Source organism: Mesorhizobium sp. NPDC059054 (assembly GCF_042739215.1).
In the GTDB taxonomy this organism is placed as follows: domain Bacteria; phylum Pseudomonadota; class Alphaproteobacteria; order Rhizobiales; family Rhizobiaceae; genus Mesorhizobium.
The window spans coordinates 1344332-1358081 of sequence record NZ_JBHYHV010000001.1 but is presented as its reverse complement, the minus strand read 5'-3'; the positions used below and the strand labels follow the sequence as shown (position 1 = coordinate 1358081).

Below are 13750 nucleotides of genomic sequence, written 5' to 3'. Positions count from 1 at the left end.
GCTCAAGCGGCTTCTGCCGCCCTGACCTTCTTCGGCAAGGCGTCAAAAGTCACCGGCACCAGTACCGGTTCCGCCTGCATCGCTTCCGGCATGACGTGCGCCCAATGCAGGATTTCAAAACGGCCGTCGAAATGCTCAACCACCGCTGTGCAGCTTTCCACCCAGTCGCCAGTGTTGATGTACTGAACGTCATCGACGGTTTCGATGGCCGCGTGGTGGATGTGACCGCAGATTACCCCGTCGACCTCGGACCGGCGGGCTTCCTCGGTGAGCACTTCCTGGAAGGAACCGATGAAGTTCACCGCTTTCTTCACCTTGACCTTGGCCCAGGACGAGAACGACCAGTAGGGCATGCCGAAGACTTTGCGGAAGCGACTGACACCCCGGTTGATCAGCATGGCTGCGTCATAAGCATAGTCGCCGAAATAGGCGAGCCAGCGTGCATTGTGCACGACCGTGTCGAACTGATCGCCGTGGATGACGAGCATGCGCCGGCCGTCCGCTGTCTCGTGGACTGCACGGTCTGCCACCACGATGCCGCCGAAATGCACCCCCTGGAATTGGCGGGCGAATTCGTCGTGATTGCCGGCGATGTAAGTGATCGAAGAGCCCTTGCGGGCCTTGCGCAGCAGTTTCTGCACAACATCGTTATGAGCCTGCGGCCAATGCCAGCTGCGGCGCAGCCGCCACCCATCCACGATGTCGCCGACAAGGAAGATCGTATCGGCATCGTGATGACGCAGGAAATCGATCAGAAACTCTGCCTTGGCCGCCTTCGATCCCAGATGCACATCCGAGATGAAGATGGAGCGGAACATGCGTGGTTTGGCGCCGGACATCGCGATCTCACCTTTCGCGCTGGCTATGCATCGATTCATGCAACAACCGTATGACGGTTGCGATTAGGCCAGTCCTTTCGCTAGAACAATTCCAGGAAAAGTGCGTAGCGGTTTTCCGTCCGGAATTGCGTAAAAACAAAGAACTAGAGCGTTTCCGCGTTTCCGTGGAAACGGAAACGCTCTAGCCTTGGGTACCAAATCGGAGGTTTCGGACATGGATCTTGGGATTCGCGGCAAGAAGGCGATCGTTTGCGCATCGAGCAAGGGACTGGGGCGCGGCTGCGCGATCGCGCTGGCCGACGCCGGATGCGACCTGGTGGTCAATGGGCGCGATCCCGTGCTTCTGGCTAAAACCGCGGCGGAAATCCGCGAACGGTTCGGCGTGCGTGTTGTCGAAGTGGTCGGCGACGTGTCGAAACCCGAGGTGCAGAAGGCGCTGATCGTCGCCTGTCCCGACCCGGATATTCTCGTCAACAACAATGGTGGACCGCCCTATCGCGATTTCCGCGAACTTGACCGCGAGAAGATCCTGGAGGGCGTCACCAACAACATGGTCACGCCGATCGAACTGGTGAAAGCCGTCATTGACGGCATGGCGGCGCGCGGCTTTGGCCGCATCGTCAACATTACGTCGCTCTCCGTCTATGTGCCGATCCCTGGTCTCGATCTGTCCTCGGGCGCGCGGGCCGGGTTGACCTCTTTCCTCGCCGGTGTCGCCCGCACCGTCATCGATCGTAACGTCACCATCAACAACATGCTGCCCGGCAAGCTGGACACCGACCGCCTGCGTGGCCCGCACGAGCCGGGTTCAGTCGAGACAGCGGAAGCGGCCAGGGAGCGCAAGGCACGTCTTGCCGCCGATATTCCCGCCAAGCGTCTCGGCACGCCGGAGGAATTCGGCCAGATCTGCGCCTTCCTATGCTCGGTGCATGCGGGCTACCTGACCGGGCAGAACGTTCCGGTCGACGGCGGGCTTTATGTCAGCGCCTTTTGATCTGGGGAGGTTGCGGGCCTGCCCGCAACTTCTCTCCTCAATGCTTTGATCCTGCATGATTTTCTACCAATTCTAGAAATACTTAAATGAGCGATATCCCGTCTCGAAAAACCGTCGCCGCATGCTACAAGGAGTGACGCAACAGGAGGCGGGAAAGCATGGCAGGCGACAAGGGCAAAACGGCACGTTCGGATCTCGACGAGGCCGCGCTCTTCTTCCACAAGTATCCCATTCCCGGAAAGCTGGAAATCCAGGCCACCAAGCCGCTCGGCAACCAGCGCGACCTGGCGCTCGCCTATTCGCCAGGCGTCGCGGCTCCCTGCCTGGCCATCAAGGATGATCCCGCGACAGCCGCCGACTACACTGCGCGCGCCAATCTTGTCGCAGTGATCTCAAACGGTTCGGCCGTTCTCGGTCTCGGCAATATCGGTCCGCTCGCCTCCAAGCCGGTGATGGAAGGCAAGGCCGTTCTGTTCAAGAAATTTGCCGGCATCGACGTCTTCGATATCGAGATCGACGCGCCGGAGATCGACCGCATGGTCGAAACGGTGGCGGCACTGGAGCCGACTTTCGGCGGCATCAATCTGGAGGACATCAAGGCGCCGGAGTGCTTCGAGGTCGAGGAACGGCTGAAGGCCCGCATGGGCATCCCGGTCTTCCATGACGATCAGCATGGCACAGCCATCATCGTTGCCGCCGCCGTCCTCAACGGCCTAGAACTCGCCGGCAAGAAGATCGAGGACGTCAAGATCGTCACCTCCGGTGCGGGCGCCGCAGCGCTCGCCTGCCTCAACCTGCTCGTTTCGCTGGGCGCCAGCATCGAGAACATCTGGGTCACCGACCGCTTCGGCGTTGCCTACAAAGGCCGCGTCGAGGAAATGGACCGCTGGAAGGATCCTTACGTCAAGGACACCGAAGCACGCACTCTGGCCGATGTCATCGCGGGCGCCGACGTTTTCCTTGGTCTATCCGCCGCCGGCGTATTGAAACCCGAACTGCTCAAGGGAATGGCCGAGAAACCGTTGATCCTGGCGCTGGCCAACCCGACGCCGGAGATCATGCCGGAAGTTGCCCGCGCCGCCCGCCCCGACGCCATGATCTGCACTGGCCGTTCGGACTTCCCCAACCAGGTCAACAACGTCATCTGCTTCCCCTACATCTTCCGGGGGGCGCTGGATTGCGGCGCCAGCGCCATCAACGAAGAGATGAAGATGGCGGCAGTGCGCGCGATTGCAGCGCTTGCCCGCGAGGAGCCTTCGGATGTTGCGGCGCGCGCTTATTCCGGCGAAACGCCGATCTTCGGCCCGGATTTCCTGATTCCTTCGCCTTTCGACCCGCGCCTCATCCTGCGCATCGCGCCGGCGGTGGCCAAGGCAGCCTGCGATACCGGCGTGGCAACGCGTCCGATCTCCGACATGGCGGTCTATCTCGACAAGCTGAACCGCTTCGTCTTCCGCTCCGGCCTGGTGATGAAGCCGGTGTTCTCCACCGCCCGCGGTTCGAGTGCCAAGCGCGTCATCTATGCCGACGGTGAGGACGAGCGCGTGCTACGGGCCGCGCAGGTCGTACTCGAGGAAGGCATTGCGGAACCGATCCTGATCGGTCGTCCGCATGTCATCGAGGTTCGTCTCAAACGCTATGGCCTGCGTATCAAACCAGGCGTCGACTTTGGTTTGATCAATCCGGAAGAAGACCCGCGCTATCGCCATTATGTCGATCTTCTGATCGAACTCGGCGGCCGCCGTGGCATCACGCCGGAGGCAGCCCGTACCATGGTGCGCACCGACAACACAGTGATTGCAGCCCTTGCCCTGAAACGCGGCGACGCGGACGCACTCATCTGCGGCCTCGAAGGCCGGTTCGCGCGTCACCTGCGCAACGTCACGCTGATCATAGGGGCCCGCCCCGGCATCAGCGATCATGACCTTTCGACGCTCTCCATGCTGATCTCGCAGCGCGGCGTTCTGTTCCTCACCGATACCTATGTCTCGATCGATCCAAGCGCCGAGGAGATCGCCGAAATGACGATCCTGGCAGCGGAGGAGATCCGCCGCTTCGGCATCGAACCGAAGGCTGCCCTGCTCTCGCTGTCGGATTTCGGCTCGCGCGACGCGGCCAGTGCATTGAAGATGCGCAAGGCCGCCGAAATCCTGGCCCGCATGGCGCCGGAACTGGAATGTGATGGCGAAATGCACGCGGACTCGGCCCTCTCCGAACATCTGCGCCAGCGTGTCTATCCGCATTCGCGGCTGAAGGGCGAAGCCAATCTTCTGGTGTTCCCGAGCCTCGACGCGGCCAACATCACGCTGACGGCGCTTAAGACCATGCTGGATGCGCTTCATGTCGGCCCGATTTTGCTTGGCACCGACAAGCCAGCGCATATCCTGACCCCCTCGGTGACCTCACGTGGCGTGGTCAACATGACCGCACTGGCCGTCGTCGAAGCCTCGCACAAGGCGCAGGCAGCGCTCCACGCGCCGCGGGGTTGACGGGTTCAAGAGAAGCTTAACCGGCCCGACCTATCTTCATTGCCCGATACAGGCGGGCAATGGGGCGATGACCGGGGCAGATCGAAGGCAGGCGCTTGCGTGGACGTTGCTTTGCGTCATCGCGCTTGTCTTTTGTTCCACGAAACAGACAGAGGCCGCCTCGGGCATCTGCCGTCAGCTGCGAGCGGAACTTGCTTCGTTGCAGAAAGGTGGCAGTGCTGGCCAGCAGCGCCGCTATGACGGTGCGATTGCTCGTCAAAACAACGAATTGGCCAAGGCACGCGCTCAGGTGCGCGGCGCTGGCTGCGGCTTTTCGTTGTTTGGCGACAGCATCAGTCAGTGTGCGGCCCTCAATGCCGCCATCGACAGGATGAACACCAATCTCGACAAGCTTCAGCGCAAACGCGCGCAAATGGGAAAAGGTTTCCCGCGAAGCGATCGCAGCCGCCTGCTGGCAGCGCTTGAAACCAACGAATGCGATGGCAAGCCGACCACCGAAACGCGCATTCAGGCGAGTGGAGGGCAAGGCAGGGAAACGGGAGCCGCGGCGGAAGATGCGGCACTCGGTGCAGCCTTCGTGCCTTCACCATCCGGCGAGTTCCGCACGATGTGCGTGCGCACCTGCGACGGCTATTTCTTCCCGATGTCAAATCGTGCCACCGTCAGCGACTTCCAGCGCGACCAGAGCCGCTGCGAAGCAGGCTGCCCCGGAACAGAAATACAGGTCTTCTATTCACGCGGCGTGGCCGGAGATCCCGCAACCATGACCTCATCGAGGACCGGCCGTCCCTATTCGGACCTTCCGGCAGCTTTTCTCTACAAACGCCCCGACCAGCCGTTGCCGCAAGGCTGTGGCTGCAATGCCGCGCAGAACTTCAAGATCATCGCCGGCAACCCGCCGGCAGCCCAGTCTGGCGCCAATGCCAGTTCCAGCAGCGCCTTCCTGCCGACCCCGACAAATAAGCCTGACCCGGCCGAGGACCCCGAGACGCAGGCCAATGCATCGGGACAGCTCGACATCGCGGCCATCCGCCAATTGCTGAAGAAACCCGACGCCTCGCCGGCCTCGGCCTTGCCGCCGGAACAACGCAAAGTCAGGGTCGTCGGGCCAACGTTCCTTCCCGACCCAGAAGCGGCAATAGATCTGCAAGCTCCGGCCCAGAAGCAAGCCCGGTAAGCGCAAGCCTCAATGGCAGAAACAAGGCCTTGCCCTTGCGGCCAGAGGCTTCTTTCACCTTGTTCGTCCATTCCTTCCACACCGTTGCCGTCCAGGGCTCTTCCGGCAGAAGATCAAACGCATCGCGCAGGAACTGGCGCTCTTCGGGTTCGAACTCAGGTTTGTCGAGCGGCCCGTCATGAACGATGCGCCACCAGGAGACCGCATCGCTCAAACGGTCCAGATTGCCACGCACGACGTTCCAGAACTGTTCAGCCTTGTCGCCGGACACGCCAAGCACCGCGAGGCGATCGCGCGCATCGGCGAAGGAAAGCGTATGCATCAGGCCACGATTGAGCACCACCAGCTCTTCCGGATCGAATTTGGAGGCGGATTTGGATGTCGTCGCGGGGTCGAAATGCGCAGCAAGCTCACCCATGTTCGGCATCGGCTGGACGTTTTCCGACGTGCCGATCAGAACCGCGAGTGAGGCGACCGCCATCGGCTCGATGCCGTCCGACCGCAGCCCTTCGATCGACAGCGAGCCAGTTCGCTTGGAAAGCCCTTCACCTGTCGTGGTGGTCAGAAGATTGTGGTGCCCAAAGATCGGGACATCAGCGCCGAGCGCCTTGAACAGGGCAATCTGCACGCCGGTGTTGGTGACGTGATCGTCGCCGCGGATGACATGGCTGATGCCCATCTCGACATCATCGACCACCGAAGGCAGCGTGTAGAGGTATGTGCCATCCTCGCGCACCAGAACCGGGTCCGACACGGAAGCCAGATCGACGGTCTCTTCGCCGCGCACAAGGTCGTTCCAATGAATATCGGTGCGCTCCGGCTCCTGAGGATCACTCTTGAAGTTGGGCAGCAGGAAACGCCAGTGCGGACGACGGCCATCAGCCTCGAGGTCAGCGAGCTGCTTGGCGGTCAATGTCAGGGCTTCCCGTCCGTAGACGGGCGGCAAGCCACGCGTGCGACGGATCTTGCGCCGCAGGTCCAGTTCCTCAGGAGTTTCATAGCAAGGATAGAGTACCCCCGCCTGCTTCAGGCGCTCGACCGCCGCATCATAGATATGCACGCGGCGCGACTGATAATCTGTGGCGTCCGGGAAGATGCCCAGCCAATGCAAGTCATAAAGGATGGAATCGGCATATTCCTGCTTCGAGCGCAGCGTATCGGTGTCGTCGAAACGCTGGATGAAGCGGCCTCTGTGTTTTTGCGCGAACAGCCAGTTGAAAAGCGCGGTGCGCGCGTTGCCGATGTGAATGCGGCCAGTGGGCGACGGAGCAAAACGGACGGTAACTGTCATGAAGGGGGCGTAGCGGATGCGTTGGAGCTTGGCAAGGATCGCCTTAAAAGCTCGATCGGCCGGAAATAGGGCAACGCAATTCAGATAAAGATAACGGACCGCATCGTTCGATGCGATCCGTTCCATATCTTCAGCCCGCAGGTCTCAGACGAGACCCTTGGTCAATTCCAGCGCCTGCCGCTCGAACAGCCGGCGATAGATACCGCCGCCCAGACGGATCAGATCTTCGTGCGAGCCTTCCTCGACGATCTTGCCGCGGTCGAAGACCAACAAGCGGTCGAGCGCCCTGACCGTCGACAGACGGTGAGCGATGACCAGCGTGGTGCGGCCGACCATCAGCCTTTCCATCGCCTGCTGGATCAGCACCTCCGATTCCGAATCGAGGCTCGAAGTCGCCTCGTCCAGGATCAGGATCGGCGCATCCGCAAGGAAAGCGCGGGCGATCGCCACGCGCTGGCGTTCGCCGCCCGAAAGCTTGACGCCACGCTCGCCAACCAGCGTGCCATAGCCCTTGGGCAGCCTCGTGATGAAGTCGTGTGCACTGGCAAGGCGCGCAGCTTCCTCGACCTCGGCCTGGGTGGCGTCCGGCCTCGCATAGGCGATGTTCTCGGCAAGCGAACGGTGGAACAGGATCGGCTCCTGCTGAACGATGGCGATCTGCTGGCGCAGCGACGATTGCGTGACCTGCGAGATATCCTGGCCATCGATGAGGATGCGCCCGCCGCTGATATCGTAAAGCCTCTGGATTAACTTGACGAAGGTCGTCTTGCCCGATCCCGAGTGACCGACGAGGCCAACCCGTTCACCCGGCTCGATCGCCACCGAGAAGTCGCGGTAGAGCGGTTCGCGATGGCTGCCGTAGTGGAAGGTGACGTGATCGAACACGATACCGCCATCGGTGATATGGGACAGCTCAGCTCCCAGCACATCCTCGATGCCGAGCGGTTGTGCCTGAAAATCGACCAGCTCCTCCATGTCGTTGATCGAGCGCTGGAGATTGCGGATATGCATGCCGATATCCCGCAGATAGCCCTGCAGCACAAAAAAGGACGTCAGTACGAAAGCGACATCACCTGCCGAGGCTTGGCCGCGCAACCACAACAACAGCACGACACCGATAACCGCGGTGCGCAGGATCAGCAGCATCACACCCTGCGTGGTGCCGTTGACCGTGCCGCGGTTCCAGGTGCGACCCGTGCGGTGATGCCATTTGGTGACGACCTCGCTCAGTCGCTGCTCTTCCCGCGCCTCCGCGCCGAAACCCTTCACCACGGCGTTGCAGCTCACGGCATCCGCAAGAGCACCGCCAAGCCGCGTGTCCCAGGAGTTGGCAAGCCTTGCAGCCGGCGCGACATAGGCGAGCGACAGGATCGCCGTGACGGCGATGAAAACGAACGAGCCGATCGCCACGACGAGGCCCATCATCGGCCAATACCAGCCGAGCAGCACCGTTGAGCCCACCAGCATGACCACTGACGGGAACAGCGCGATAAGGATCGTATCGTTCAAGAGGTCGAGCGCCCACATGCCGCGCGTGACCTTGCGCACGGTTGAGCCGGCAAAAGAATTGGCATGCCAATCGGTCGAAAAGCGCTGGACGCGATGGAATGCATCGGCACAGATGTCCGACATCATCTTCAGCGTCAGTTCCACGATGGCGTAGAAGCCAAAGTTACGGAAAAGGACCGACGACAATGCCAGTCCAACCAGTGCCACGAATGCGGCAATGGCGGCGTTCCACGCCTCATCACTCGATGCAGCGCCCGAAGCAACAGCATCGACGAGACGGCCGGAATAGAGCGGCGTCAGGACGTCGGCCAGCGTCGAAAGCAAAATCATCAACATGATGAACAGCACCCTGAGTGGCTGGCGCCGCCAGTGAATCAGAGTGAAGCCAAGAACGCTGCCGAATGCGCCAGCGCGCAAATCGATCTTCAAACGAGTCATGATGTTTGCAGGCACAATCGTGCCTGATCCCGAAAAAGCGTAAAGAAAACACCGCGGTGGAGAGCTAAAGCCGCCCTGGATGCGGATGCGAAAATGGATCTGACCAGCCTGTACAGGCGGTGGTCGAGGTATTCCGAGGCCTATTCTGCGATGACGTGTTCCTGCGGGAACAGCATCGAAGACCTAAGCTTCGTTACCTCGTATAGAGTTTTCAAATGCCATCATTCGTATCCTCCCGGTCAGGGAATCGCGGATGCAGACCTTATAGGAGAGGCGTTTTGTCGCGCCAACCCCGCCTCTGTCACAAAAGTGCCTTGGCATAACCGGTGAGGCTATGCTGCAACACTCGGGGCGCGGGCGATAGGGTTCATCTGCTGCGTCTGAGGAGCATGGCCTTGCCGTCTTCGGAAACCTCAAAGCCGAAACCGGCGTAGAGCGAGTGCGCATCGGCGGTGCGCAGACTCCAGCCTCCCACCGTGGCGAGATCCGGATGATCGAGCAGCGCGCGGATCAGTTTCTTGCCAATACCGGCACCGCGGCGCTCCGGCCAGACGATGACATCGCACAGATAAGCAAAACAGGCATAGTCGGTGACCACGCGGGCAAATCCCACCTGCTCGCCATCCATGAAAGCCGCGACACAGAGCGAATTGCCAAAGGCTCGGCGATGGATCTCATCGCTGCGTTGCGCGCCCCAGTAACTCGCCTTGATGACCTCGGATGTCGCGGCGAAATCGATGCGACCGGGGTCGAAAGAAATCTCGACTTCGGCCATGTTCAGGCCCGGTCACGAAAGCGATTGGTAATGGGGTACCGGCGATCGCGGCCGAAATTCTTCTTGGTGATCTTCACGCCTGGCGCGGCCTGCCGGCGCTTGTATTCGGCGATGTAGAGAAGATGTTCGATGCGTTCGACGATAGCGCGATCATGGCCACGCTTAGCGATGTCGTCGACGCCCATCTCGTTTTCGACGAGACACTCCAGAATGTCGTCGAGAACCGGATAAGGCGGCAGCGAATCCTGGTCGGTCTGGTTTGGACGCAATTCCGCAGAGGGTGCCTTGTCGATGATGTTGCTTGGGATGACCTCCCCCGAAGGTCCTAGCGCACTCGGAGGCACATGCGCGTTGCGCCAGCGCGAGAGTGCGTAGACCTGCATCTTGTAGAGGTCCTTGATCGGATTGAAGCCACCGTTCATATCGCCATACAGCGTGGCGTAGCCGACCGACATTTCCGACTTGTTGCCGGTGGTGACGACCATGGAGCCAAACTTGTTGGAGATTGCCATCAGGATCGTGCCGCGAGCGCGGCTCTGCAGGTTCTCTTCGGTGATACCTTCCTTGGTGCCCTCGAAGAGCTGCGTCAGCGCATGGGAAAAGCCGTCGACCGGCTCGAAGATCGGCACGATGTCGTAGCGGCAGCCAAGAGCGCGGGCGCAGTCTTCTGCATCCTTCAGGGAATCCTTGGAAGTATAGCGGTAAGGCATCATGACCGCGCGCAGCCGTTCCTCGCCCAGTGCATCAACGGCAAGTGCCGCGCAGATCGCGGAATCGATGCCGCCGGAAAGGCCAAGAACGACGTTCTTGAAGCCGTTCTTGTTGACGTAGTCGCGCAGGCCCAACATGCAGGCACGGTAGTCAGCCTCCTCCCGCTCGGGTATTTTCGACATCGGCCCTTCGGTGCACAGCCAGCCGTCGGCTGTGCGCTTCCACTCGGTGACGGCGAGCGTCTCTTCAAACTGGCTCATCTGGAAAGCCAGCGACTTGTCGGCATTGATGGCGAAAGAGGCCCCGTCGAACACCAGTTCGTCCTGCCCGCCGAGTTGATTGGCGTAGATCATCGGCAGTCCGGTTTCGATGACCTGTTTGATCACCACCTGGTGGCGTACATCCATCTTGGCCCGGTAATAGGGCGAGCCGTTGGGCACCAACAGGATTTCGGCGCCACTTTCGGCCAGCGTTTCGCATACGCCGAGTTCGCCCCAGATGTCCTCGCAGATCGGAACGCCGACCCTGACGCCCCTGAAATTCACCGGTCCGGCGATCTCAGGCCCAGCCTGGAAGACACGCTTCTCGTCAAACTCCCCATAATTTGGCAAATCGATCTTGTAGCGTTCGCCCAGAACCTTGCCGCCATCCGCGAAGAGGATGGAGTTGTGGGTGCCGCTCTTGCGCTTCAGCGGCGTGCCGATGATGACAGCCGGACCGCCGTCTGTCGTATCCTTGACCAATTCGTTGGCCGCGCGTTCGCAAGCTTCCAGAAAGGCCGGCTTCAGCACCAGATCCTCCGGAGGATATCCGGAGATGAAGAGTTCCGTGAACAAGACGAGGTCGGCGCCCTGACGGGCAGCATCCGCCCTCGCCTCGCGCGCCTTGGCGAGATTGCCGGCGATGTCGCCGACGGTCGGGTTCAACTGGGCGATGGCGATGCGAAGCGTATCGGGAGCGGTCTTGGTCATGACAGGGGTTTAGCGTGGCAACCTTGCGCCTGCAACGGACAAGGCCGGAGACTGTTTATGCCAATGCTCAATGTGAGCATAATACCCCCGCTCTCTTGGCTTCGAATGTCATTCACCGGTGTATTCACGAATGGTCTCCGGCGCGTGGTTCTCGCCGATCGACATCGAAAGAATACGGGAGATGTGCTTGCGCGGCAGGCCGGTCTCCTTCGCCCAGATATTGATCTGCGCCTGGACCTTGTCGAGGTCACGCTTCGAGGTCGGGCTTTCAGCAATATCCAGCCCAGCGTCCCGCAATGCCGCTGACATGTCCTTCGAAATGATAAAGGTGTCCCATTCCAGCCAGCGCAACAGATATTGGCCGGTGTTACCGCCGAGCCTGCTGCCATGCTTGGCGAAATAGGCGGTCAGCCCGATCTGATCGTCCGCCGGCCATGCCGCCACGAACTTGCCGAAGGAGCCATGTTCCTTTGAAACTCGCTCGACGAAAGCGGCGTTGTCGCGCACAGAGCGGATCTTCTGCGGGTTGCGCACGATGCGCCTGTCGGCGGCAAGGTCGTGCCAGAAATCGTCGGGCTGGAAAAGCAGCCGCCTGGGTTCGAAACCGAGAAAGGCTTCCTCGAATCCAGGCCATTTCTGCTCAATGACGCTCCAGACGAAACCGGCGGCAAAAACGCGCTCTGCCATGATCGACAGCACACGATCGTCAGGCACCTTCGCAAGTGCCGCATTGTCGGGCGGAGCACCCAGCAGCGATGCGAGAACTGCATCACCACCCTTGCGCTTTGCGGCGCGGGTGCGAATCTGCTGAAACTCGAGCATGCCTCGCCCTCCCCGAGCTGCGGCGCGGGCCGCGGTGAAATGTTCGCGCTATCTTCTATAGTTCGCCGGAACGCGCAAGCACCGGCAAGGGAGGAGCCCATGCAACGTAGGACCATGGCGGAACTGGCCGGCCGCTGGCTGTCACGCAATGCCGATGCGCTGACCGACAGCGAACGTCGCGTGCTGCAGAGTGCGATCGATCGCAAGACGGTGTCTTTCTATGCCGGGGATACCGAACAGCAGAGCACCACGGCCGGCGCGCGCATTGCCGATGCGGTGGCCAGAATCGGCGGCTCGTGGAGCTTCATCATCTCCTTCCTGGTGTTCCTGGTCGCCTGGGCGCTGCTCAACAGCGTTCTTTTGGTCGGCGGCGCGTTCGATCCCTACCCCTACATATTCCTCAATCTGGTGCTGTCGATGCTGGCTGCGATCCAGGCGCCCGTGATCATGATGTCACAAAACCGGCAGGCCGAACGCGATCGTGCCGCTGCCGCGCACGACTATGAAGTCAATCTCAAAGCCGAAATCGAGATCATGGCGTTGCACGAGAAGCTGGACGAGTTACGGCACAGCCAAATCATGGCGATGCGCGATGACATTGCCAGCCTTGCTGAAAAGATGCAGCGGATCGAAAACAAACTGATCCAGAAACCGGCCAGCAGCCGTTCCCGCAAATGACGGAAACGCTCCATCGGTTCATTGAACACTATGGGCTGCTGGCCGTCTTCCTCGGCTGTCTGGCGGAGGGCGAAACCGTTGCGATGCTCGGTGGCTTCTTTGCTCACCAGCACGTCTTCGCCACCTGGCAGACGCTGCTGGCCGTCTTTGCCGGCGCGTTTCTCGGCGATAGCGCCTTCTTCGTGCTTGGACGAAGCTTCGCGCAAGCCGGATTTGTACAAAGCGTCAGTCGCAAGCCCGGCTTCAATCGCGCCTACCAGCTCGTTACCGACCACCCGAACATCTACGTGCTGTCAAACCGCTACATCTACGGCATGCGTATTCTGGGCGGCATCGTCGCCGGCCTCTCCGGTATCGCGGCTGCCCGGTTTCTCGTTCTGAATGCTATTTCTTCTGCCGTGTGGGCGACATTCTTCTGCAGCTTGGGCTATCTGTTCGGCCTCGGCGCGGAACAGATCGTCGGCCGTGCCCTGCTTCATCACGAACGCTTGCTGGTCGCATTTGCAATCGGCGTCATCGTGATGACGATCGCGGTCACCGTTGGCCGGACCCTGCTTCACCGAGAAAAGGCAAGAGAAAGCCGAACCACCGGCGCAAATCAGATCGACGTGCCGTAGACGCGTTCAACGATAGCGAACAGCCACACACCAGCGGCAAGGACGATGGAGATCAGCACGGCGAGCGAGCCGCAATCCTTGGCGAGCTGGATGTCGATGTTGAACTCACGGCTGATGGCATCACAGGTCGCTTCGATACCCGTGTTCAAGACTTCGACCATGATGAGCACAAGAACCACGCCAATCAGCAGCGCGTAGCCACTCCAGCTCGTCGCGACGAACCAGCCAAGCGGAATGGCCAGCACAAGCAGCATCAATTCCTGCTGGAAGGCGGCTTCGCTTTGCGCGAGCCGGCGGAACGCGCGAACGGAGTTGTGGAAGGCGTCGATCAGCCGCTTCATGGGGTCCTGTCCTTTTCCGACGATCGGCTTCGTTCGATTTCGCCTTTTCGATGGAATGGCGCGCTTATCCAATATCCTTCAGTCATCCGCAACCAAGA

General features: G+C 60.7%; 12 protein-coding genes. 5 read left to right on the top strand and 7 right to left on the bottom strand.

All coding sequences use genetic code 11. The features are described from left to right. Positions 1–2 precede the first annotated feature (2 nt). A complete protein-coding gene (locus ACFWXH_RS06610; protein WP_379118520.1) occupies positions 3–839 on the bottom strand; it encodes a UDP-2,3-diacylglucosamine diphosphatase in 837 nt (278 codons plus the stop codon). A 214-nt stretch (positions 840–1053) separates the two neighbouring features. Here ACFWXH_RS06610 and ACFWXH_RS06605 point away from each other — a divergent pair, with 214 nt between their 5' ends. The 3 genes from ACFWXH_RS06605 to ACFWXH_RS06595 all read left to right on the top strand — a co-directional run bounded on the left by ACFWXH_RS06605 (position 1054) and on the right by ACFWXH_RS06595 (position 5499). Beyond that, positions 1054–1833: an SDR family oxidoreductase gene (locus tag ACFWXH_RS06605; protein WP_379118518.1), complete on the top strand. Its 780-nt coding sequence runs from the start codon at positions 1054–1056 to the stop codon at positions 1831–1833. Between the two features lie 158 nt (positions 1834–1991). Further along, the gene (locus tag ACFWXH_RS06600) at positions 1992–4322 is read left to right on the top strand and encodes an NADP-dependent malic enzyme (RefSeq protein ID WP_379118516.1); all 2331 of its coding nucleotides are present in this window, start codon (positions 1992–1994) and stop codon (positions 4320–4322) included. A 67-nt stretch (positions 4323–4389) separates the two neighbouring features. Then, positions 4390–5499, top strand: a complete 1110-nt coding sequence (locus tag ACFWXH_RS06595) for a DUF2865 domain-containing protein (protein WP_379118514.1) — start codon at positions 4390–4392, stop codon at positions 5497–5499. Here ACFWXH_RS06595 and gltX read toward each other — a convergent pair. The 5 genes from gltX to ACFWXH_RS06570 form a co-directional block, all read right to left on the bottom strand. After that, positions 5417–6790: a glutamate--tRNA ligase gene (gltX, locus tag ACFWXH_RS06590; RefSeq protein WP_379118993.1), complete on the bottom strand. Its 1374-nt coding sequence runs from the start codon at positions 6788–6790 to the stop codon at positions 5417–5419. The genes ACFWXH_RS06595 and gltX overlap by 83 nt on opposite strands. A 144-nt stretch (positions 6791–6934) precedes the next feature. After that, positions 6935–8737, bottom strand: coding sequence for an ABC transporter ATP-binding protein (locus ACFWXH_RS06585; RefSeq protein WP_379118512.1), 1803 nt, complete (start codon positions 8735–8737; stop codon positions 6935–6937). A 367-nt stretch (positions 8738–9104) separates the two neighbouring features. Continuing rightward, positions 9105–9512 carry a GNAT family N-acetyltransferase gene (locus tag ACFWXH_RS06580; RefSeq protein ID WP_379118509.1) on the bottom strand — a complete coding sequence of 136 codons (408 nt, stop codon included), beginning with the start codon at positions 9510–9512 and terminating at the stop codon, positions 9105–9107. 2 nt (positions 9513–9514) lie between these two features. Then, complete coding sequence (locus tag ACFWXH_RS06575; protein WP_379118507.1) at positions 9515–11194, bottom strand: NAD+ synthase; 1680 nt, start codon at positions 11192–11194, stop codon at positions 9515–9517. Positions 11195–11302: 108 nt separating this feature from the next. After that, the gene (locus ACFWXH_RS06570) at positions 11303–12016 is read right to left on the bottom strand and encodes a DNA-3-methyladenine glycosylase I (protein ID WP_379118505.1); all 714 of its coding nucleotides are present in this window, start codon (positions 12014–12016) and stop codon (positions 11303–11305) included. Between the two features lie 99 nt (positions 12017–12115). On the opposite strand from ACFWXH_RS06570, the gene ACFWXH_RS06565 reads away from it, so the two are divergent. Together ACFWXH_RS06565 and ACFWXH_RS06560 are read left to right on the top strand one after the other, a co-directional pair. Next, positions 12116–12694 carry a DUF1003 domain-containing protein gene (locus ACFWXH_RS06565; RefSeq protein WP_379118503.1) on the top strand — a complete coding sequence of 193 codons (579 nt, stop codon included), beginning with the start codon at positions 12116–12118 and terminating at the stop codon, positions 12692–12694. After that, a complete protein-coding gene (locus ACFWXH_RS06560; protein WP_379118501.1) occupies positions 12691–13311 on the top strand; it encodes a DedA family protein in 621 nt (206 codons plus the stop codon). The genes ACFWXH_RS06565 and ACFWXH_RS06560 overlap by 4 nt, the downstream gene beginning before the upstream one ends. Here the strand turns inward: ACFWXH_RS06560 and ACFWXH_RS06555 are convergent. Continuing rightward, complete coding sequence (locus tag ACFWXH_RS06555) at positions 13293–13652, bottom strand: diacylglycerol kinase (RefSeq protein WP_054312992.1); 360 nt, start codon at positions 13650–13652, stop codon at positions 13293–13295. The two genes, ACFWXH_RS06560 and ACFWXH_RS06555, sit on opposite strands and share 19 nt — an antisense overlap. Positions 13653–13750: the final 98 nt, after the last annotated feature.